We start from the raw sequence: 19,925 nt of genomic DNA, 5'->3' as shown, positions 1-19,925 counted from the left end.
GTTAAACCAGCAAAGCGGCCAGCACTGCCAAGGCTGCTGTCTCAGCCCGCAGCACACGCGGCCCCAGCGTGGTGGGTTTGAAGCCGGCCGCCAGCGCAAGTTCTTCTTCAGACGGGCTCAGGCCGCCTTCAGGGCCTGATAGAAAGCTCAAATGCGAGGCGTCTGCCACAGCAGAGCCATCGGCCAGCGTCTGGCTTGGCAAGTGTTGTGCCACGGCCTCACGCAAGCCCAGTGAGCCCTCACGCAAGGACAGCAGCAGCCTCAGCGTCCTCGGGTTTGCGCCAGTCTTGCCACCAGCGGTCATGTCGGTCTGAGTCTGTCCATCAGCTTGCGTGGCGTGCGCCTTGAGCCACTGCGCAAGCGTCATCACTTCATGAACAACAGGCACGCGATTGCCGCCACATTGCTCACAGGCAGCCACGGCCACGCTTTGCCAGTGAGCCTGTTTTTTAACAGCGCGTTCGCCACTTAGGCGCAACACACTGCGCTCGGTCATCAGCGGCTGAATGCTGGCCACCCCCAGCTCGGCGGCTTTTTCTACCAGCCAGTCCATGCGCTCGTTGGCCGGCATGCCCACGGCCAAGTGAACGCTGCGGCTGGCCTCGCGCTGTGTGGCTGTCCATGCACCCACTTGCACCTGCACGTTGCTGCGCCCCATCTGCGTCACGGTCGCGGCAAATTCACCAAATTGCCCGTTGGCATTAGCCTGACCATCAAACAGCGTGATGGCATCGCCCGGCTGCAGGCGCAGCACTTGCACATGGCGGGCAGGGCCCTCAGGCAGGTCGGTTAAGGCGCCAGTGACAAGTGGGGTAGAGCAGTAAAAGCGGGGCATAGTGAAACGTGAAGCAAGTTTGAATTGCTATTTAATGAGTAGCTAATAGCCTTTATTTTATATGGGCTAAGAGCCTGCTAATTGAAATTATCGACACGCCCAACGAAACCGACAGGTGTTGCTGAGGCTAAAGTACCACGCGGCCCGTCTGGTGTTCTGATGCTGCCTTGCCACCCTGCTCGTTGCGGCGCATGTGCATGGGGCGTGCTGCCGGCTCTGACCCGCGTTTTGCCGGGTGCGGCAGAAATTGCCTACACTTCGCGGTTTTCAACTAAGCCTGCCGGAGTTTCTATTTCGTCCAAACTCGTCACCTGCTGCCTGTTTTCGGTCCTGACCCTCATCGGGTCATGGGCGCACGCCCAATCTTTGCCAGAGACAACGTCCGACGCGGCGGCTGCGATCGCGGCCACCACTGCGACCTCGGCTACCGCTGTGGTCGCCACTGACACTGCCGTCGCCTCCGCGATGTCAACCGCGACTGCGGCCGGCGTTGCCGCTGCCGTTTTAAACCGAATCGACACATGGGAAGGCAAGGTGTCGTACCTCGCACACAGGTTCACCGGTCGCAAAACGGCCAGCGGGGAACGGTTTGACCCCAATGCGCTGACCATGGCACACAAGACACTGCCTTTTGGCACGCTGGTGCGGGTCACCAATCCACTCAACGGCAAAAGTGTGCAGGTGCGGGTGAATGACCGGGGCCCGTTTATCGCTGGGCGGGTGGCTGATTTGAGCCACGCGGCAGCCCGCCAGATCGACATGTTGCGGGCTGGCGTGGCGCATGTCAGGCTGGAAATTGTCAGCGCCTTCAACTAGGAGCCGGTCTGCTTGCTGATTTTTGATGAAATCGACCTCTGGCCCTTGTATTTACTGCGTAAATAGCTATACAAAAGATAGCAGCCAGGGGGCAGTGTGCCGCATCAATCCCGTAGGCATGCCGCATGGTGCGCCAGGTGGTCGCCCATGAAGGTGGCCACAAAGTAGTAGCCATGGTCGTAGCCTGGGTGGCGGCGCAGCGTCAGGGGCTGGCCCACGGCTTGGCAGGCAGCCTCGAAGCTTTCCGGGAACAACTGGGTTGGTAAAAACTTGTCGGCCAAACCCTGGTCGATCAAGATGCCGCGAGGATACGGTGCCGACGCTTTGGCGGCCATCAGCGCACTGCTGTCATGCGCCGCCCACGCCGTGACATCAGTGCCCAAATAACCCGTGAATGCCTTTTGCCCCCAAGGACACAGGCAGGGCGCGCAGATTGGGGCAAAGGCCGACACCGACTTGAACACATCCGGGTGTTTCAGCGCCAGCGACAAGGCGCCGTGCCCGCCCATGGAGTGGCCAAAAATGCCGACACGCGCCAAGTCAATCGGTAACGTTTGCGCCACCAAGCCCAGCAACTCGGTGGTGAGGTAGGTCGCCATGCGGTAGCGCTGGGCCCAAGGCGCCTGCGTGGCGTCCAGGTAAAACCCGGCACCCACGCCAAAGTCCCAGCTGTCGGCCTCGCCCGGCACACCCGCGCCGCGCGGGCTGGTGTCGGGGGCGATCAGCGCCAAACCCAATTCAGCGGCCATGCGCTGCGCACCGGCCTTCATCATGAAGGTTTCTTCGTTGCAGGTCAGGCCAGCCAGGTACATCAGCGCAGGCACTTGGCCACCGGCGGCGTCGATCTTGGCTTGCGGCGGCAGGTAGACCGAAAAACGCATGGGCAGGCCGATGACGCCCGACGCATGTTGGTAAAAGCGCTGCACACCACCAAAACAGGCGTGCTCACTCAAGAGTTCCAGGGAGGTAGATGGCATGTTTATTGATATATATTTAATAGCTGCTTACGCATATATTTAAAGGGCTAGAGGCTAATTTCATCAATAAATCACCACGCCGCGAATGGATTCGCCGCTTTTCATCAGCTCAAAGCCCTTGTTGATGTCTTCCAGCGGCATGGTGTGGGTGATCAGGTCGTCAATGTTGATCTTGCCTTCCATGTACCAGTCGACAATTTTCGGCACGTCGGTGCGGCCACGGGCGCCGCCAAAGGCCGAGCCTTCCCATTTGCGTCCGGTGACCAGCTGAAACGGACGGGTGGAGATCTCTGCCCCGGCTTCGGCCACACCAATGATGATGCTGCGGCCCCAACCCTTGTGGGTGCACTCCAGCGCCTGACGCATCACCTGGGTGTTGCCAATGCACTCAAAGCTGTAGTCGGCGCCGCCGTCGGTGAGCTGCACAATGCTGTCGACCACGTTGTCAACCTCCTTGGGGTTGATGAAATGCGTCATGCCAAATTTGCGCGCCATGGCTTGCCGCGCCGGGTTGATGTCGACCCCAATGATCTTGTCGGCACCGACCATCTTGGCGCCCTGAATCACGTTCAGACCAATGCCGCCCAGGCCAAACACCACCACGTTGGCACCAGCCTCGACCTTGGCGGTGAAGATCACCGCGCCAATGCCGGTGGTGACGCCGCAGCCGATGTAACAAACCTTGTCAAACGGCGCGTCCTTGCGGATCTTGGCCAGCGAAATCTCTGGCGCCACCGTGTAATTGCTGAAGGTGCTGGTGCCCATGTAGTGAAAGATCGGCTTGCCGTCCAGGCTGAACCGGCTGGTGGCGTCGGGCATCAGCCCCTTGCCCTGCGTGCCGCGAATCAGCTGGCACAGGTTGGTCTTGCGCGACAGGCAGAACTTGCATTGGCGGCATTCGGGCGTGTAGAGCGGAATGACGTGGTCGCCTTTTTGCAGGCTGGTCACGCCGGGGCCCACATCCACCACAATGCCCGCGCCTTCATGGCCCAAAATGGCTGGGAAGATGCCCTCGGGGTCCGCGCCGCTGAGTGTGTAGAGGTCGGTGTGGCAGATGCCGGTGGCCTTGATCTCGACCAGCACCTCGCCAAACTTGGGGCCTTGCAGGTCAACGGTTTCAATGGTCAGGGGCTGGCCTGCTTTCCAGGCGACGGCGGCTCTTGTTTTCATGGGGTTCTTTCGGTAAGGAGCCAGCGCAGGCTGGCGGTACGCATAACGATGCAGGGTTTGACTGTACTTTCAGCGCTTGGTCTATCTCATTGCCGGCCAAACCCAAAGATGTCGGGTTCCACAATGCCTTCAAGCTTGTCAACCAGCCGCAGCAGCGGTTTGAGTTCGCGGTAGCGGGCGCAGGTGGCGCGTATGTAGGCGATAAAACGCGGCGCGTCGGCCAGGTATTGCGGCTTGCCGTCGCGCAGGGTCAGGCGGGCAAAGATGCCGGCCACTTTGAGGTGGCGCTGCAGGCCCATCCACTCCACGCCACGGTAAAACTCACCAAAGTCGCTGTCCACCGGCAGGCCGGCTTTGCGGGCTCTTTCCCAGTAGCGGACGGTCACTTCCAGGCAAAAATCTTCTTCCCAGCTCAAAAATGCGTCGCGCATCAGGCTGGCAATGTCGTAGGTGATGGGGCCGTACACGGCGTCCTGGAAGTCCAGCACGCCCAGCGAGCCGTCCGAAATCGTGGGGGCCATCAGGTTACGGGGCATGAAGTCGCGGTGCACAAACACGCTGGGCTGGGTCAGCACCGTGGCAATGATCTGTTTGAAGGTGTTGTCCAGCGTGAAGCGCATGGTCTCATCGACCTCTACGCCTTTGTGCCGGGTGATGTACCAGTCAGGGAACAGCGCCATTTCTCGGCGCAACAGAGCTTCGTCGTAAGGCGGCAACACGTCGGGCTTTGAGCTGAGCTGCCAGGCAATCAGCGCGTCCACCGCCTGCAAATACAGCGGCAGGTTGGCTTGTGGGTCAGCGCGGTTGATGACCTGCATCATGGTCTGCGCGCCCAGGTCGGTCAGCAGCATGAAGCCCTGGGCCTCGTCCCAGGCCAGCACTTGCGGCGCGTGAAGGCCTGCGGTTTGCATCAAGCCTGCCACTTTCACGAACGGCTGGCAGTTTTCCTGGGTCGGCGGCGCGTCCATAATAATATAAGAAATTGGCCTCTGGCCCTCTTCCTGATTGCGTGAGCAGCTATCAATTCTGAAGTAACGTCGAAAGCTGGCATCGGCCGAGGCCAGGCGCAGGCTGTCAATTTGCAGGTTTTGGCTGGGGGCGATGTGGCTTAGCCAGGTTTGGAATTGGGCGGCGCGGGTGGCGTCGTCCCAGACAATGTTTGCGCTCGGGGCGGCTTGGGGGGTGGGGGCTTGGCTCATGGATAATCAATTCTACAAACCCGTCCCTTGATGCCCTTCGCCTCCTTCATGCCCGCCACTGCTTTTTCACCGTCTCCGCCTGATGCACGCCTTTCAAAAGTGTCTTTTGATGCGTGATACCTCATTGCTGACCACGCCGAGCCGTTTTGCATTGGCGCCTGTGTGCCTGTCGGTGGCGCTTTTGCAGTCGTCTTTGGCGGGCGCGCAACTGCTGGGCAATGACCCGTTGCAGCTGCAACCCAGCCCCTTGTTGCAAGAGCAGTTGAGCCCGCAGGTGCGCAGCAGTTTGCCCACGTTTGTGTCGGGTCAGCGCATTACGGGTCGCCCGGACCTGGAAACCGTGGTTGAGGGTGACGCCATGCTGCGCAAGGGTGACATCGTCATCAAGGCCGACCGACTCGAATACGACCAACCCACCGACTTGGCCAAAGCCATTGGCCATGTGCTGGTGAACCGTGCCGGCAACGTGTATGAAGGCCCGCTGCTGGAACTGCGGGTGGATGCATTTGAAGGCTTTTTCAACGAGCCCACCTACCATTTTTTGCGCAACGATGCCCATGGCCAGGCGAGCCGGGTCGATTTTGTGGATGACCAGCGGGCAGTCATTCACAACGCCACCTACACCACGTGCCGGCGCCTGCCCGGCCCGAGTTGGATGCCCGACTGGATTTTGAAGGCCAGCACCATCAGCCTGGACAACGAAGAAGACGTCGGCACTGCCTCAGGCGCGTTGCTGAGCTTCAAGGGCGTGCCGGTGCTGCCGGTGCCCTTCATTACTTTTCCGCTCAGTGACAAGCGGAAGTCTGGCGTGTTGCCGCCCACCCTTGGCCTGGACAACGTCAATGGCACGGAAGTCTCATTGCCTTATTACTGGAACATTGCGCCCAACCGCGATGCCACCCTCACGCCCACTGTGATGACCAAACGCGGGGTCAATCTGGGCACCGAGTTTCGTTACCTGGAAGATAACTACGCTGGCACCGCCAATGTGGAATGGATGCCCTTTGACCAGCTGCGCGACAGCAGCCGCTGGGGCCTGAACATCAACCACCAGGCGCGCATCAAGAGTGCCTGGACCGACAACGGCGCCGCGCTGAACCTGAGCCTGAACCGCGTCAGCGACGACAACTATTGGCGCGATTTCACCCGCACCAACAGCTCGCTCACGCAGCGCCTGCTGGCCAACGACGCCACGCTGGCGTGGACCAACGGTGCCTGGGCCAACAGCGTGCGCACACTCAAGTGGCAAACCCTGCAAGACGTCACTGCGCCCATCGTGCCGCCGTATGACCGCTTGCCGCAATTGGCCACGCGTTACACCCGCAGCAATCTGGCCGGCATGGATGTGGCGCTGGACGCCGACTACACCCGCTTTCAGTCCGACGGCATACGCACGGGCCAGCCCAATGCCGAGCGGACCTTTTCCCTGCTGCAGGCCAGTCGGGTGTTTCAGTCATCTGCCGGCTACATCACGCCTAAAGTGCAATTGCACGCCACCAATTACCAGTTTGACGCGCCCCTGAAAGACGGTGCCATGCGCGCCAGCCGAGTGGTGCCCACCCTGAGCGTCGACACCGGCGTGGTGTTTGAGCGAGACACCCAATTGTTCGGTCGCGCCTTGCGCCAAACCCTGGAGCCGCGGGCCTTTTATGTGAACACGCCTTACCGCGACCAGAGCCTGTTGCCCAACTATGATTCGGGCGCCAACGACTTCAATTTGTCGACGATTTATTCAGAAAACGCGTTCGTTGGCAATGACCGTATTTCGGACAGCAACCTGCTGACCATTGGCGTCACCTCACGCTTTCTCGACCCCGCCACCGGTGCCGAAAACGCCCGCATCGGGGTTGCCCAGCGCTTGCGATTTCAAGACCAGAACGTCACCTTGCCCGGCGGCTTGCCCGCGCAAGACCGCATCAGTGACATGTTGTGGGGCGGCTCCATCAACTGGGACCCGCGTTGGCGCTTTGACGGCACGGTGCAGTTCAACCCCGACACCCAGCAGTCGGTGCGTTCTACCCTGGGGGCGCGCTACAACCCGGGCCGCTACCGCACCTTGTCGGCGGCTTACCGCTACCAACGTGACCTAAGCGAGCAGCTTGACGTGGGCTGGCAATGGCCCATCAATGACCTGTGGGGTGACCGGGGGCAAAAGCTGAATGCGGGCCAAGGCCAGGGCGAGGGGCGCTGGTACAGTGTGGGCCGACTCAACTACAGCATGAATGAGCGAAAGCTGGTGGACTCGGTGCTGGGCCTTGAATATGACGCCGGTTGCTGGCTGGGTCGCATGGTGTGGGAGCGTCTGCAAACCAGCAGCGTCACCGCCACCCAGCGCATCATGTTCCAGCTGGAGTTTGTGGGCTTCTCGCGGCTTGGGGTGAACCCGCTGAAGTCGCTCAAAGATAACATCCCCAATTACCAGTACTTGCGTGAGCCTAGCGTCATGCCAAGCCGTTTCAGTAACTACGATTGAGTTTCCAAGATGCACCGTTTCAAACTTTTAGCGCTTGCCGCCCTGGCAATGGCTGTCATTTTGCCCACTCAGGCGCAAGGTTTGCGCTTGGTGGCGAGCCCACTGATCGCAGCACCTGGAAGCGTCAGTGGCGTGAAGCAGGCCGATTTCATCGTGGCGGTGGTCAATTCCGAACCCATCACCAACAACGAAGTACGTCGCGAGGTCCAGCGGGTGCTGGCCCAACTGGAGCAGCAGCGCCGTCCCCAACCCGACCCGCGGCTGTTGGCCGGCGAGGTGCTTGAGAGCTTGATCAGCATCAAGGCTCAGCTGCAACTGGCACGCGAAACCGGTCTGAAAGTAGAAGAGGCAGCGATTGACCAGGCCGAGCAAAACATCGCTCAGCAAAATCAATTGGATGTGGCGGAATTGCGCCGTCGGGTGTTGCGTGATGGTCTGACGGTGAGCCAGTTTCGGGCTCAATTAAGCGACCAGATCACGCTGCAGCGTTTGCGCGAGCGCGATGTAGAGTCCCGCGTTCGGGCTACCGATCAAGAGGTTGACCAATACCTGGCGGACCAGCAAGGCAACCAGAGCCTTGACGCAATGCAGCTAAATCTGGCACAAATTTTGGTGGCTGTGCCCGAGGCGGCTACACCTGAGCAGGTGGAGGCTTTGCGTAAACGTGCTGAGCGCGCACTGACGCGCGCCCGTGCCGGGGAAGATTTCGCCACCCTGGTGCGCGAGTTTTCTGACGCCACTGACCCTGCCAATGGCGGCCAACTGGGGCTGCGTGAGGCCAGTCGGTATCCGGCCCTGTTTGTCGAGGCGACGCAAGCGTTGGGTGTTGGTGATGTGGCCGCGCTGGTGCGTTCGCCCGCTGGTTTTCATGTGCTCAAGGTGGTTGAAAAGCTCAGCACGGCATCGCCCACGATGGCGGTCACGCAAAGCCACGCCCGGCATATTTTGCTGGTTCCCAGTGCCCGCTTGAGCGAGTCTGACGCCCGCCAAAAATTGGCTGACTTCAAAAAACAAGTGGTGTCTGGCAAGGCAGATTTCGCTAAGTTGGCGCGTGACAACTCGCAAGATGGCAGCGCGGCCCAGGGTGGTGATTTGGGTTGGGCCAGCCCCGGCATGTTTGTGCCTGAATTTGAAGGCGCAATGAATCGGCTGGCGCCCGGCGAGGTCAGTGACCCGTTGGTGTCGCGCTTTGGTGTGCATTTGATCCAGTTGCTGGAGCGCCGCAAAGCCAGCTTGAGCCCGGCAGAGCAACGCGAGGCGGTGCGGAACATGCTGCGTGAGAAAAAACTTGACGAAGCCTTCAGAACCTGGGCGCAGGATTTGCGGGGTCGCGCCTATGTCGAGTTGCGTGAGCCACCGCTTTAATTCTGCGCAAACACTGTCATGAAACATATCCCGCGCAAGCGCTTTGGCCAGCATTTTCTGGCCGACGGCGGCATCATTGAATCGATCGTGGACGCCATTGCGCCCAAGGTCGGTGATGCCATGGTTGAAATTGGTCCAGGTTTGGCCGCACTCACGCAGCCTCTTGTGGAACGATTGGGTACGTTGACCGTGATTGAGCTGGATCGTGACCTGGCCCAGCGCCTGCGCAGCCATGCGCAACTCACCGTGATCGAATCCGATGTGCTGAAAGTGGACTTCGCCCAGCTTTCCCAAGCGCACGCGAATGCCAAATTAAGGGTTGTGGGCAACCTGCCTTACAACATCTCGACGCCGATTTTGTTTCACCTGCTGCAGTACGTGGGCGTGATTGCCGACCAGCACTTCATGCTACAAAAAGAGGTGATTGATCGCATGGTGGCGCGCCCCTCCACAGCGGCGTATGGTCGCTTGAGTGTCATGCTGCAATGGCGTTATGCCATGGAAAACGTGTTGTTTGTGCCGCCTGAAAGCTTCAACCCGCCGCCGCGCGTTGACAGCGCCGTGGTACGCATGGTGCCGCGCGAGGATGCTGCCGCCGTGGACGTGCGCCTGCTTAGTGAACTGGTGCAAGTGGCATTTAGTCAGCGGCGCAAGCTGATGCGCCACACGCTTGGTGCCTGGCTGCAGGCAAAGAACTTTGCCGGGGAATTCAATGTGCAGCGCCGAGCTGAAGAAGTGCCTGTGGAGGAATATCTGGCGTTGGCGCTGGCGTTGGCCAAGGGCTGAAATAAAAAAAGCCCGGGACAGCGATCAATCTGTCCCGGGCTTTTTAAGAAGCAAATCTGGTTAGTGATTTGACTATGGATCAGGCCATGGTCCAGTAGCCGGCGTTGAACGGGCTGCTCATGCGCAAGGCCTGTGGCGAAATGTCAAGCAATTTGTCGGTTGGCATTTTTTCGCCGCTTTCGGTCAGCACTTCGATGCCACCACCAGCAGCGTGGGACAGTCGGGCATCGTCGGCCAGCCCGGCGCGTGCCGAACGGGCCACAGAGAATGAATAGAAGCAACGGAAAGGCACCTTGCGGTCACCCCAGTAATCCACGGTGTCGCGGAAAATGTCGAGCAGTTGCTCGCGGGCTTCCTTGTCGAACTTGGCGTTGGCCGGGACATGTTCCAGCACCACGATAAAACCTGGCTGAGGGCCAGACTTATGCACAGGGTCGGTCAGGCTGTCGTAGAGTGAGTCAAAGTTTTTGCCCACGGACACGGTCAACATGAACTGCTGACCAATCAGGTCAAGCACGTCCTGCTTGCTTTGAGCTGTGGCCAAATTGGCATACAAAAAATGGTGGCCCAGGGCTTTGGCGGCGTCCTGCAAATCTGGCACGCTAAACGCCCGGATCGATTGAACGATATTGGTGCGGATGCCGCGCAGCGGCAATTCAGCAGGACTCGCAGGGGTGGCAAGGGTAGGTTGAGCAAGTGACATAGGTTTTCTTTCTTTATTGCTTAAAGCAAACATTCAAATTCAAGGCACGATCTGGCGAAAACTTGCGTAATGATCAGCTGTGTAATAACAAACATCTGGCACGGTGGGCTGACCACCACAGACGATTCGTTTGACACCCCGATGACTCAAGCCTGGTGTTGGCACCGTGTATTCAAGGTAATAACCGCGCTTTTTCAAGGGCAGAAGACGCTCCCGGTTGCCAAACACCACACCATCTTTTTCGGTTGCAAACGGACCACCCTGATGAATCAGTGCGTACATCTGGACACCTTGCTTTGGCAATTGGCCCAAGCTGACAGTGCTCTCCAGATCAACCGACGCAGGGGCTCTGGCGAACAACGCGCCTGACATGACTACCGCTGCAACACCTAAGCCAGCAAGCACCAACTTAAGGTTTTTTAATCGGGGTATCAACGCTATTTCCTGTAAAACTACGGGTTAACCCGAACATTTAAGGGCGCTAGTGTCGATGATCTGAAAGAAAAAAGCAAGCCATTGCCCAATAAATAGGCAATGGCTTAAAGGGGAAATGCGGCTTAAGTTTGCGCTAACTTAGCTTTTATGTGTCAGCGGACGGCGTTTGCGTCTGCCACGGTCAGTGCGGTCATGTTCACAATTCGGCGCACAGTGGTGCTGGCCGTCAGGATATGCACGGGTTTTGCCGCCCCTAACAGCACCGGGCCGACGGCAATATTGCCCCCCGCGGCTGTTTTGAGCAGGTTGTAAGCGATGTTGGCCGCATCGATGTTGGGCAATACCAGCAGGTTGGCGTCGCCGTGGAGCGTGCTGTGGGGCATGAGGTGGGTGCGGGCTGCGCCATCTAGCGCCACATCACCGTGCATTTCACCATCGACTTCAAGCCACGGTGCCTGCACCCGCAACAAAGCCAGGGTGTCGCGCATTTTGATGGCGCTGGGCTGGTTGCTGCTGCCAAAGCTTGAGTGTGACAACAAGGCCGCTTTGGGTGGAATTCCAAATCGCATCATTTCCTCGGCCGCCATGATGGTGATCTCGGCGAGCTGTTCCGCTGTCGGGTCGTAATTGACGTGGGTGTCGACCAGAAACACCTGGCGTCCCGGCAGCATCAGCCCATTCATGCACGCATAGTTGTTGACCCCCGCACGCTTGCCAACCACCTGGTCAAGGTATTGCAGGTGCAATGAGGTTGTGCCCCAGGTGCCGCAGATCAAACCATCCACATAACCTTTGTGCAGCATCATGCTGCCAATCAGCGTCAGGCGGCGGCGCATTTCGATTTTTGCCACCTGCGCCGTGATGCCCTTGCGTTCGGTCATGCGGTGGTAGGTTTGCCAGAAGTCGCGGTAACGTTCGTCCAACTCGACGTTGACCACCTCGTAATCAACACCTTCTTTCAAGCGCAGACCGAATTTTTCAATGCGGGTAGCGATCACTTTGGGGCGACCTATCAGGGTGGGCAGGGCCAGGCCCTCATCGACCACAATTTGCGCCGCCCGCAACACGCGTTCTTCTTCACCTTCTGCAAAGGCGATGCGTTTTTTAAGGCCTTTTTTGGCGGCGGTGAAGATCGGCTTCATCACTGTGCCCGAGGCATAGACAAAGCTTTGCAGCTTTTCGCGGTAGGCATCCATGTCCTGAATGGGGCGCAAGGCCACGCCGCTGTCGAAGGCGGCTTGTGCAACCGCCGGGGCGACCTTCATCATCAGGCGCGGGTCAAAAGGTTTCGGGATCAGGTATTCCGGGCCAAAGGCCAGCGGTTCACCGGCGTAAGCCGCTGCCACCACTTCGCTTTGCTCGGCCTGGGCCAGTTCAGCAATGGCGTGCACGGCGGCCATTTCCATCTCGACCGTGATGGTGGAAGCCCCGGCATCCAGGGCACCTCGGAAAATGTACGGAAAGCACAAGATGTTGTTGATCTGGTTCGGATAATCCGAGCGGCCTGTGCCAATGATGGCATCACTGCGCACTGCCTTGACTTCTTCCGGCGTGATCTCGGGCGTGGGGTTGGCCAACGCAAAGATGATGGGGCGCGGGGCCATGCGTTTGACCATGTCCGCCTTGAGCACGCCGCCTGCGGACAAGCCCAGGAACACATCGGCGTTGTCAATAACTTCACCGAGCTTGCGCGCTGGGGTGGGTTGCGCATAAATGGCTTTATTTGGGTCCATCAGTTCGACGCGGCCCTCATAGACCACACCGGCCAAATCGGTGACCCAGACGTTTTCACGCTTAATGCCGAGTTTGACCAGCAGCCCAACGCAAGCCAGCGCTGCAGCACCAGCACCCGAAGTGACCAGTTTCACGTCTTTGGGCTCTTTGCCCGCAACTTTTAGGGCGTTCAGAATGGCCGCGCCCACGGTGATGGCGGTACCGTGTTGGTCGTCGTGAAAGACCGGGATCTTCATGCGTTCGCGCAGTTTGCGCTCTACATAAAAGCAGTCAGGTGCCTTGATGTCTTCCAGGTTTATGCCGCCGAAGGTGGGCTCCAGCGAGGCAATGATGTCCACCAGTTTGTCAAGGTCGTGTTTTTCATTGATTTCAATGTCAAACACGTCGATGCCGGCGAACTTTTTGAACAGCACACCCTTGCCTTCCATCACTGGCTTGGCTGCCAGCGGGCCGATGTCGCCCAAGCCGAGCACCGCCGTGCCATTGGTGATGACGGCCACCAAGTTACCGCGGCTGGTGTACTTGTAGGCGTTGTTGGGGTCTTTGACGATTTCTTCACACGGTGCAGCGACGCCTGGCGAGTAGGCTAGTGCCAGGTCATGCTGGTTCACCAGCTGCTTGGTGGCACCAATTGAAATCTTTCCAGGGGTCGGAAACTGGTGGTAATCCAGGGCGGCGCGGCGCAATTCGGTACGTTTGTCTTCGGGGGTGGCCGGGGCGGCTTGGGTCATGGTGTCTCCTGCTTCTTGGGAGCTGGCCATCGGGCCAACTCTGTGTTTGAATCAAGAGAAATTGTAGACCTTGACACATTCCCGATAACTGATGCGTTCTCTTGCGGCCCCTGAGATGGAATGTTGTGGCGAACGGACCCGGGTGGTCATGCTCAAACCTGGGGCAACAAAAATCGCCGCTCCCAAGCGCTGATCTCGCCCTGAAAACTGTCAAATTCAAGTGTTTTCACGGCGCAATAACCCGTGACAAAGTCGTCGCCCAAGGCTTGCCTGGCAAACCCACTGTCGTGCATTTTGTGCAACGCCGCTTCCATGCTGCGTGGCAGGCTGTGCGCTTGGCCATAGCCGTTGCCCAGCAGGGGTTCAGAGGGGTTGATTTGCGCCTGAATCCCCTTGAGCCCGGCGGCGAGCGATGCGGCGATGGCTAGGTAGGGGTTGGCATCGGCCCCGGCTACGCGGTTTTCAACGCGCCGCGCATCCGGGCCACTGGCGGGTATGCGCAGCCCGGTGGTGCGGTTGTCGTAACCCCATTGCAGGTTCACAGGCGCTTGACTGCCAGACACGTAACGTCGGTACGAGTTCACGTTGGGGGCAAACATCAGCATCAGGTCAGGCCCATAGGTTTGCAGCCCGGCAATGAAATGTTTGAAGCTAGGGCCCTCGCTGCCGTCGTTCTGGCTGAACACATTGCTGCCCTGTGCATCGACCACGCTGATGTGCAAGTGCATGGAACTGCCCGAGCTACCGGCGATGGGTTTGGCCATGAAAACTGCGTTCAGGCCGTGTTTCAGGGCGATCTCACGCGCCGCGTACTTGAACAGAAAGGCTTGGTCAGCCACGGCAACCGCATCACCATGCATCAGGTTGATCTCGTATTGTGTGGCGCCCACCTCGTGAATCCAGGTGTCGGCAGCAATGCCCAGCGTGGCACAGGCATCACGAAACTCGTTCCAGAACGGGGCCAGCTCATTGAGCATGTTCAGGCTGAAGGCACTTTGGCCCACTTCGGCACGGCCACCGCGCACGGCAGGTGCTTGCAAGGCTTGCGCCGGGTCCGCATTGATGGCGGTCAGGTAAAACTCGATCTCGGGCGCCACCACCGGGCTCAGTCCCAAAGCGGCGTAATTTGCCAGCACGGTTTTCAAAATGCTGCGCGGTGCAAACTGGCACAACTCGCCGTTGAGTTCCACGCAGTCATGGATGGCCACGGCGCGTGGCACGCTGGACCAGGGTGCGAGCGACACGCTGCCGTAGTCGGGCAGCAACTGCACATCGGGGTCGGAGTCGGGAAACACCGGGTTGTAGGAGTACTCACCGGTGACAGCCTGCATCGGTATGGCTTGGCAAATGCGTAACTCGGTACCTGCCAAAAAGCTGGCGCCTGGCATCAGCTTGCCGCGCGGGTAGCCAGAAATGTCAGGAAAAAGGCATTCCACATCGCGCACGCCATGTTGGCTGAACAACTGGTGAAGGTGTTCTGGCGCCGATGGCTTGCCAGCGGAGTGCGGATGGGTTGGCACGGGAGATAAGGGCTGCTGGGGCATGGCACCAACTTTGCAAAGTGAAGTTGGTGCCAGTTTAAGCCAGCCTATGGCGGAGCTTGCCACCCACCAAGGCCAACGCCATGACCGATGTGGCGGCGCAAATGCTGAATTTACTGTGCCGCAGTCGCCACAAACTGGCTGTTGACGGACAGTGTGGCAGCATATTGCGTGTCATTGGCCATCACAGCTGGTGCTGGCTGGGTCGCCCGACCGAAACCACGGCTGGCAAGCTCCGTGTGCATGGCTTTCACCCGTGCCAGGTCTTGCGGGCTGCCACTGCGACGGTACTGCGCTTCAGCCTGGTGCGTCAGCTTGATTAATGTGGCCACTTCATGCGACATGACGGGGACGACCGGTTTGACTGCCGCGACCTGAATCACGGGTACTTGGGTGTTTGTGCTTGCGCCCTGCGCCAATGCGCTTCCGGCAGCAGCCACAGACACAATGGCGAACACCAAAGAAGAGATGGATTTGTTCATGAGGACGCTCCTGTACGGTGGGGTGTTTGACAAGCTGAGCCCGAAAAAGGCGGGGCCAGATGACATCGATGCACCTCGAAGATACCGCACGGTTTTGACATCGGGAAGTCAAACGTAACGAATCAGCGCCTGACGTGACATCCGTTACAACTGCTTTCGAATGAAGCGGTTTTCCTTACAAATTTCAGCGCTTTTACGTCAAAACGCGTCGGGTTGTTGTGGCGGTGCCGCCCGCTGAAAGGCGGGCAATTGCGCGCAAGCTTGGTCAATAGCGTAAATGTTGGGGTAGGGTACCAAGGCCACCTTGAAACGCCGGGCGCTTTCCACTTGCGCCACCAGGTAAGCGTCAGCCAGGCCGGGTTGACCGCCAAAACAAAAGCTGCCGCGCTGCGTGTCTGATGCCAGCATGTGTTCCAGCGCCTCGAAACCGGCGTTGATCCACGTGGCGCACCAAGCCAGCACGGCCTCTTCATTGCATCCCAGCGTGTGGCGCAAATACTCCAGCACGCGGCGGTTGTTCAGCGGGTGGATGTCGCAGCCGATGATGGCGGCCAAGGCACGCACCCTGGCCCGGTCGTTCACATCTGCGGGCAGCAGCGGGGGTGTCGGGTAGCGTTCTTCCAGCCATTCGATGATGGCGGGTGACTGGGTCAGCACCAGGTCACCATCGATCAGCGTGGGCACAAAACCTTGCGGGTTGAGCGCCTTGAACGCGGCATCAAAGTGTGCTTCGGCGCGCAAATCGACTGCCACATAGTCCCACTCCAGACCCTTGAGGTTGAGCGCGATGCGCAAGCGGTGCGAGGTGCCGCTGCGAAAGTAGTTGTAAACCTTCACCGCTCGTCAAAACTCACGGTGACGTTCTCGCTGGTTGGGCGCGACTGGCAGCTCAGCACAAAACCCTTGTCGGTTTCCCAGGGCTCCAGACCATAGTTTTTGTCCATGCTCACGCTGCCTTCCATGACCTTGCAGCGGCAGGTGGCGCAGACGCCACCCTTGCACGAAAAAGGCAGGTCCAGACCGGCTGCCATGGCCACGTCCAGCACGTGCTGGTCGGGGTTCATTTTCAGCGCGTGCGACTTTCCGTCCAGCACCACAGTGAGCGCCACCTGGCCGCCAGCGGGCAGCTTCATGCTGCTGGCCACCGCTGCCTGGCGTGCTTCGGGTGTCAGGGTTTCCAGTACCGGCGACGTGAAGCGCTCAGTGTGCACCTGTTTGGCGGGCACACCAGCCTCCAGCAGGGCTTGTTCGGTGATGTTGATCATGGCCTCGGGGCCGCAAATGAACACCTCGTCCATGCTGCCCACGGGTAACAGGGTGGCAATGATGGCGCGCACCTTGTCAGCGTCGATGCGGCCTTGCAACAGGTCCACTTCTTGGGCCTGGCGCGACAGAATGTGGATCAAGGTGAGGCGGTCGGCATAGCGGTCTTTCAGGTCTTGCAGGGCTTCGTTGAACATCACGCTGGCCATGCTGCGGTTGCCATAGACCAGGGTGAATTTGGCATCGGTCTGGTCTTCCAGGGTGCTCGCCATGATGGACAAAATGGGTGTGATGCCTGAGCCCGCAGCAAAACCTACCCGGTGCAGCGCACGCGGGCGCTTTGACACAAAACGGCCATCGGGCGGCATGACGGCCAGGGTGTCACCCGCTTTCAGCTGGGTGGCCGCCCAGTTGGAAAATACACCGCCTTCCATTGGACGAATGCCTACCACCAGCTCATGTTTGCGTTTCAGGTGGCTGTGGGTGCAGCAGATGGAGTAGCTGCGGCGCACGTCAGCCCCGTCGATCTTGCTGCGCAGGGTCAGGTACTGGCCGGGCTGGAAGTCAAAGCTGTCCAGCAGGTCATCGGGCACGCTCAGGGCAACGGCCACTGAGCCAGCGGCTTCGGGACTGACATGCGCCACGCGCAGGTCGTGAAAACGGGGGGATTTGGACATGATGGCTTAATAAGGTTTGAAGTAATCAAAGGGTTCCAGGCAGTCCAGGCAGCGGTACAGCGCTTTGCAGGCAGTCGAGCCAAAGTGCGATGTCTCTGTCGTGTTTTTTGAGCCACATTGCGGACAAGCCACCGCCAACTCAGCGCCAGCAGCTCTGTTTTTGGAAGCGAACTGGATGATGTTGGCGTTTGACTCGCCGCAGTGGCTGGCGTGCGGTGGTGCGATGCCATAAGCCCGCAATTTCTCACGTGCCTCAACAGTCATCCAGTCGGTCGACCAGGCCGGCGCAATCTGCGTCAACACCCGTGCCGCCATACCACCTTGTGCCAGTGCATTCACCACATCGTCCTGCATCTGGCTCATGGCCGGGCAACCGCTGTAAGTCGGGGTAATCACCACCTCAAGCCCGCTGGCGGTTTGGCGCACGGCCCGCAAGATGCCCATCTCTCGCAGGTTCACCACCGGAATCTCTGGGTCAGTGACAGACTCCAGCAGATGCCAGACGGCGTAAAAAGGCTCGGACGGCTGCTTTTGCGCGATGGGGCCATTTGGCAATGCGTTCAAAGACGCCAGCTGATTTGGGGTGGCATTGGTTTGCATGATGTCTTACCAGACAGCTTCCGGGTGGGCACGGGCCAGGCTTTGCATCTCGGCCAGCACAAAGCCTAGGTGCTCGGAATGCACGCCGGTCTTGCCGGTGGAGACAAAACCACCCTCCGCCGGACGCTTCAGTGTGGCCGCTGACAATGCCTCGTCCACCAGCGCGTTCCATGGCGCTTGCAGTGTCCGGGTGTCCACCCCCAGGCCAGTCTTGACGACATCGGCCTCCATCGCGCTGGTGGTCCAGAACTCTTGCGTGTAGGTCATCAAATGGTTAATGGCGGCCTGCATTTTGGCGTGTGACTCTTCGGTGCCGTCGCCCAGGCGCAGCAGCCAGTCATGCGCATGGCGCAGGTGGTATTGGGCCTCCTTGAGCGACTTGGCGGCAATGGCAGCCAGTTGTGCGTCGTTCGAGCTTTTCAGCCCGTCCCACACCAGCACCATCAATGCGCTGTACAAAAAGTTGCGCCCAATCGTCACCGCGTAATCACGGTCGCCACTGGCAGTGGGCGCCAGAGCGGTGCTGTGGGGCAGCTCAAGTAAGGTGTAGTTTTTGAACTCAGGCACGTCGCGAAAGTAGGCCAACAGGTCTTCACTGGTTTTGCCGTCTTTGCGCACCGTGGCCACATGCTGGTACAGAAGCCGGGCTTGGCCGATCAGGTCGAGGCTGTTGTTGGCCAGCGCCAGGTCTTCTTCCAGTATCGGGCCGTGACCGCACCACTCGGCGTTGCGCTGGCCCAGAATGACCGCGTTGTCCGCCAGATGCAGTAGGTAATCTTGAAAATAAGCAGCCATTACATGTGCCCCACTTCGTCCGGAATGTCATAAAAGGTTGGGTGGCGGTAGATTTTGTCTGCGGCGGGCTCAAACATCGAGTCCTTGTCCTCAGGCGCACTGGCTGTGATGTTTTTGCTCGGCACTACCCAGATGCTCACGCCTTCCTGGCGGCGGGTGTAGACATCGCGCGCCATTTGCAGGGCGTGTGCCGAGTCGCTGGCGTGCAAGCTGCCGCAGTGTTTGTGCTCCAGGCCTTGTTTGCTGCGCACAAAAACTTCCCACAGTGGCCAGTCTTTCAGTTCAGGGGTCGCAGGTGCGGTGGTTGGGTTCTGGGTGCTCATGCTGCTTCCTTTTGTTGGGTTGGTTGGTGTTTGCGGGCGTGCGCCAGGGCAGCATCACGCACCCACTGGCCATCGTTATGGGCTTTGACGCGCGTGGCCAGGCGCTCTTTGTTGCACGGGCCGTTGCCGTTGACGGTGCCCCAGAACTCGTCCCAGTCAATCTGGCCGTAGTCGTGGTGCTGGCGTTCTTCGTTCCACTTCAAATCCGGGTCGGGCAGGGTCACGCCCAGCACCTTGGCCTGTGGCACGGTGGCGTCGATGAACTTCTGGCGCAAGTCGTCATTGCTGATGCGCTTGATGCCCCAGTGCATGGCCTGGGCGCTGTGCGGGCTATCAGAATCGGGCGGGCCAAACATGGCCAGACATTTCCACCAGAAGCGGTTCACCGCGTCTTGCACCATGGCTTTTTGTGCGGCTGTGCCTTGCATCATGACCAGCAAGGCCTCGTAGCCCTGGCGCTGGTGAAAAGACTCTTCCTTGCAGACGCGGATCATGGCGCGGGCGTAAGGGCCATAGCTGCAGCGGCACAGCGGAATCTGGTTCATGATGGCCGCGCCATCGACCAGCCAGCCGACCGTGCCCACGTCAGCCCAATTCAGCGTGGGATAGTTGAAGATGGAGCTGTATTTGGCTTTGCCACTGTGCAGATCAGCCAGCATCTGGTCGCGCCCCTGGCCCAGGGTCTCGGCGGCGCTGTAAAGGTACAGGCCGTGGCCGCCTTCGTCTTGCACCTTGGCAATCAGGATGGCCTTGCGTTTCAGGCTGGGTGCGCGGCTGATCCAGTTGCCCTCGGGCAGCATGCCAACAATTTCGCTGTGGGCATGTTGGCTGATCTGACGCAGTAGGGTTTTGCGGTAGGCCTCGGGCATCCAGTCTTGCGGCTCAATCTTGCCGTCGTTGGAGACTTTGGCATCAAAGCGCGCCTGAAACTCGGGGTTCTCCAGGGCCGCCGGTTTGGCCGCCTTTTTCTGGCCGGGGGTCTCCTGCACGTTGAACGATTGCGTGTACATAAGTGTGACT

At 59.4% G+C, this 19,925-nt stretch carries 18 protein-coding genes and 1 pseudogene; 4 read left to right on the top strand and 15 right to left on the bottom strand.

Annotation, left to right across the window (positions count from 1 at the left end; genetic code table 11):
- Position 1 precedes the first annotated feature (1 nt).
- Positions 2 to 835: a 16S rRNA (uracil(1498)-N(3))-methyltransferase gene (locus PHQ58_RS10025; protein ID WP_300110640.1), complete on the bottom strand. Its 834-nt coding sequence runs from the start codon at positions 833 to 835 to the stop codon at positions 2 to 4.
- A gap of 465 nt (positions 836 to 1,300) precedes the next feature.
- On the opposite strand from PHQ58_RS10025, the gene PHQ58_RS10020 reads away from it, so the two are divergent.
- Positions 1,301 to 1,651 carry a septal ring lytic transglycosylase RlpA family protein gene (locus tag PHQ58_RS10020; RefSeq protein WP_300110637.1) on the top strand — a complete coding sequence of 117 codons (351 nt, stop codon included), beginning with the start codon at positions 1,301 to 1,303 and terminating at the stop codon, positions 1,649 to 1,651.
- A 104-nt stretch (positions 1,652 to 1,755) separates the two neighbouring features.
- Here the strand turns inward: PHQ58_RS10020 and fghA are convergent, their stop codons facing one another.
- The 3 genes from fghA to PHQ58_RS10005 form a co-directional block, all read right to left on the bottom strand.
- A complete protein-coding gene (gene fghA, locus PHQ58_RS10015; RefSeq protein WP_300110634.1) occupies positions 1,756 to 2,628 on the bottom strand; it encodes an S-formylglutathione hydrolase in 873 nt (290 codons plus the stop codon).
- 63 nt (positions 2,629 to 2,691) lie between these two features.
- Positions 2,692 to 3,798 carry an S-(hydroxymethyl)glutathione dehydrogenase/class III alcohol dehydrogenase gene (locus PHQ58_RS10010; RefSeq protein WP_300110631.1) on the bottom strand — a complete coding sequence of 369 codons (1,107 nt, stop codon included), beginning with the start codon at positions 3,796 to 3,798 and terminating at the stop codon, positions 2,692 to 2,694.
- Positions 3,799 to 3,884: 86 nt separating this feature from the next.
- Positions 3,885 to 4,997, bottom strand: a complete 1,113-nt coding sequence (locus PHQ58_RS10005; RefSeq protein ID WP_300110628.1) for a phosphotransferase — start codon at positions 4,995 to 4,997, stop codon at positions 3,885 to 3,887.
- A 109-nt stretch (positions 4,998 to 5,106) separates the two neighbouring features.
- On the opposite strand from PHQ58_RS10005, the gene PHQ58_RS10000 reads away from it, so the two are divergent.
- The 3 genes from PHQ58_RS10000 to rsmA are packed head-to-tail and all read left to right on the top strand — an operon-like array spanning position 5,107 to position 9,621.
- On the top strand, positions 5,107 to 7,470 hold the full coding sequence (locus PHQ58_RS10000) for an LPS-assembly protein LptD (protein ID WP_300110626.1): 2,364 nt from the start codon (positions 5,107 to 5,109) through the stop codon (positions 7,468 to 7,470).
- 9 nt (positions 7,471 to 7,479) lie between these two features.
- Positions 7,480 to 8,835, top strand: coding sequence for a peptidylprolyl isomerase (locus PHQ58_RS09995; protein WP_300110624.1), 1,356 nt, complete (start codon positions 7,480 to 7,482; stop codon positions 8,833 to 8,835).
- Positions 8,836 to 8,853: 18 nt separating this feature from the next.
- The gene (gene rsmA, locus PHQ58_RS09990; protein WP_300110621.1) at positions 8,854 to 9,621 is read left to right on the top strand and encodes a 16S rRNA (adenine(1518)-N(6)/adenine(1519)-N(6))-dimethyltransferase RsmA; all 768 of its coding nucleotides are present in this window, start codon (positions 8,854 to 8,856) and stop codon (positions 9,619 to 9,621) included.
- 265 nt (positions 9,622 to 9,886) lie between these two features.
- Here rsmA and PHQ58_RS09985 read toward each other — a convergent pair.
- From PHQ58_RS09985 to paaA, 11 genes and pseudogenes are all read right to left on the bottom strand, one after another.
- Positions 9,887 to 10,324: pseudogene (locus tag PHQ58_RS09985) on the bottom strand (barstar family protein); the annotation flags it as partial.
- Between the two features lie 39 nt (positions 10,325 to 10,363).
- Positions 10,364 to 10,696 (bottom strand): ribonuclease domain-containing protein, encoded by a 333-nt coding sequence (locus PHQ58_RS09980; protein WP_300110616.1) that lies wholly within the window; start codon positions 10,694 to 10,696, stop codon positions 10,364 to 10,366.
- Positions 10,697 to 10,911: 215 nt separating this feature from the next.
- On the bottom strand, positions 10,912 to 13,224 hold the full coding sequence (locus tag PHQ58_RS09975) for an NADP-dependent malic enzyme (protein WP_300110613.1): 2,313 nt from the start codon (positions 13,222 to 13,224) through the stop codon (positions 10,912 to 10,914).
- A gap of 152 nt (positions 13,225 to 13,376) precedes the next feature.
- Positions 13,377 to 14,768 (bottom strand): glutamine synthetase family protein, encoded by a 1,392-nt coding sequence (locus tag PHQ58_RS09970; RefSeq protein ID WP_300110610.1) that lies wholly within the window; start codon positions 14,766 to 14,768, stop codon positions 13,377 to 13,379.
- Positions 14,769 to 14,878: 110 nt separating this feature from the next.
- Positions 14,879 to 15,247, bottom strand: a complete 369-nt coding sequence (locus PHQ58_RS09965; RefSeq protein ID WP_300110608.1) for a hypothetical protein — start codon at positions 15,245 to 15,247, stop codon at positions 14,879 to 14,881.
- 198 nt (positions 15,248 to 15,445) lie between these two features.
- Positions 15,446 to 16,084: a maleylacetoacetate isomerase gene (maiA, locus tag PHQ58_RS09960; protein WP_300110605.1), complete on the bottom strand. Its 639-nt coding sequence runs from the start codon at positions 16,082 to 16,084 to the stop codon at positions 15,446 to 15,448.
- A complete protein-coding gene (gene paaE / locus PHQ58_RS09955; protein WP_300110602.1) occupies positions 16,081 to 17,187 on the bottom strand; it encodes a 1,2-phenylacetyl-CoA epoxidase subunit PaaE in 1,107 nt (368 codons plus the stop codon). The genes maiA and paaE overlap by 4 nt, the downstream gene beginning before the upstream one ends.
- Before the next feature lie 6 nt (positions 17,188 to 17,193).
- A complete protein-coding gene (paaD, locus tag PHQ58_RS09950) occupies positions 17,194 to 17,787 on the bottom strand; it encodes a 1,2-phenylacetyl-CoA epoxidase subunit PaaD (protein WP_300110599.1) in 594 nt (197 codons plus the stop codon).
- A gap of 6 nt (positions 17,788 to 17,793) precedes the next feature.
- Positions 17,794 to 18,582, bottom strand: a complete 789-nt coding sequence (gene paaC / locus PHQ58_RS09945; RefSeq protein WP_300110595.1) for a 1,2-phenylacetyl-CoA epoxidase subunit PaaC — start codon at positions 18,580 to 18,582, stop codon at positions 17,794 to 17,796.
- Positions 18,582 to 18,905, bottom strand: coding sequence for a 1,2-phenylacetyl-CoA epoxidase subunit PaaB (gene paaB / locus PHQ58_RS09940; protein WP_300110592.1), 324 nt, complete (start codon positions 18,903 to 18,905; stop codon positions 18,582 to 18,584). The genes paaC and paaB overlap by 1 nt, the downstream gene beginning before the upstream one ends.
- Positions 18,902 to 19,915, bottom strand: coding sequence for a 1,2-phenylacetyl-CoA epoxidase subunit PaaA (gene paaA / locus PHQ58_RS09935; RefSeq protein WP_300110589.1), 1,014 nt, complete (start codon positions 19,913 to 19,915; stop codon positions 18,902 to 18,904). The genes paaB and paaA overlap by 4 nt, the downstream gene beginning before the upstream one ends.
- Positions 19,916 to 19,925: the final 10 nt, after the last annotated feature.

The organism is Rhodoferax sp. (genome assembly GCF_028688795.1).
In the GTDB taxonomy this organism is placed as follows: domain Bacteria; phylum Pseudomonadota; class Gammaproteobacteria; order Burkholderiales; family Burkholderiaceae_C; genus Rhodoferax.
This window is presented reverse-complemented; position numbering and strand designations above follow the sequence as displayed.

Coding starts and splice junctions, on each gene's coding strand:
- PHQ58_RS10025 (WP_300110640.1), bottom strand. CDS start 835: ATGCCCCGCTTTTACTGCTCTACCCCACTTGTCACTGGCGCCTTAACC.
- PHQ58_RS10020 (WP_300110637.1), top strand. CDS start 1,301: ATGTCAACCGCGACTGCGGCCGGCGTTGCCGCTGCCGTTTTAAACCGA.
- fghA (WP_300110634.1), bottom strand. CDS start 2,628: ATGCCATCTACCTCCCTGGAACTCTTGAGTGAGCACGCCTGTTTTGGT.
- PHQ58_RS10010 (WP_300110631.1), bottom strand. CDS start 3,798: ATGAAAACAAGAGCCGCCGTCGCCTGGAAAGCAGGCCAGCCCCTGACC.
- PHQ58_RS10005 (WP_300110628.1), bottom strand. CDS start 4,997: ATGAGCCAAGCCCCCACCCCCCAAGCCGCCCCGAGCGCAAACATTGTC.
- PHQ58_RS10000 (WP_300110626.1), top strand. CDS start 5,107: ATGCGTGATACCTCATTGCTGACCACGCCGAGCCGTTTTGCATTGGCG.
- PHQ58_RS09995 (WP_300110624.1), top strand. CDS start 7,480: ATGCACCGTTTCAAACTTTTAGCGCTTGCCGCCCTGGCAATGGCTGTC.
- rsmA (WP_300110621.1), top strand. CDS start 8,854: ATGAAACATATCCCGCGCAAGCGCTTTGGCCAGCATTTTCTGGCCGAC.
- PHQ58_RS09980 (WP_300110616.1), bottom strand. CDS start 10,696: ATGTCAGGCGCGTTGTTCGCCAGAGCCCCTGCGTCGGTTGATCTGGAG.
- PHQ58_RS09975 (WP_300110613.1), bottom strand. CDS start 13,224: ATGACCCAAGCCGCCCCGGCCACCCCCGAAGACAAACGTACCGAATTG.
- PHQ58_RS09970 (WP_300110610.1), bottom strand. CDS start 14,768: ATGCCCCAGCAGCCCTTATCTCCCGTGCCAACCCATCCGCACTCCGCT.
- PHQ58_RS09965 (WP_300110608.1), bottom strand. CDS start 15,247: ATGAACAAATCCATCTCTTCTTTGGTGTTCGCCATTGTGTCTGTGGCT.
- paaE (WP_300110602.1), bottom strand. CDS start 17,187: ATGTCCAAATCCCCCCGTTTTCACGACCTGCGCGTGGCGCATGTCAGT.
- paaD (WP_300110599.1), bottom strand. CDS start 17,787: ATGCAAACCAATGCCACCCCAAATCAGCTGGCGTCTTTGAACGCATTG.
- paaC (WP_300110595.1), bottom strand. CDS start 18,582: ATGGCTGCTTATTTTCAAGATTACCTACTGCATCTGGCGGACAACGCG.
- paaB (WP_300110592.1), bottom strand. CDS start 18,905: ATGAGCACCCAGAACCCAACCACCGCACCTGCGACCCCTGAACTGAAA.
- paaA (WP_300110589.1), bottom strand. CDS start 19,915: ATGTACACGCAATCGTTCAACGTGCAGGAGACCCCCGGCCAGAAAAAG.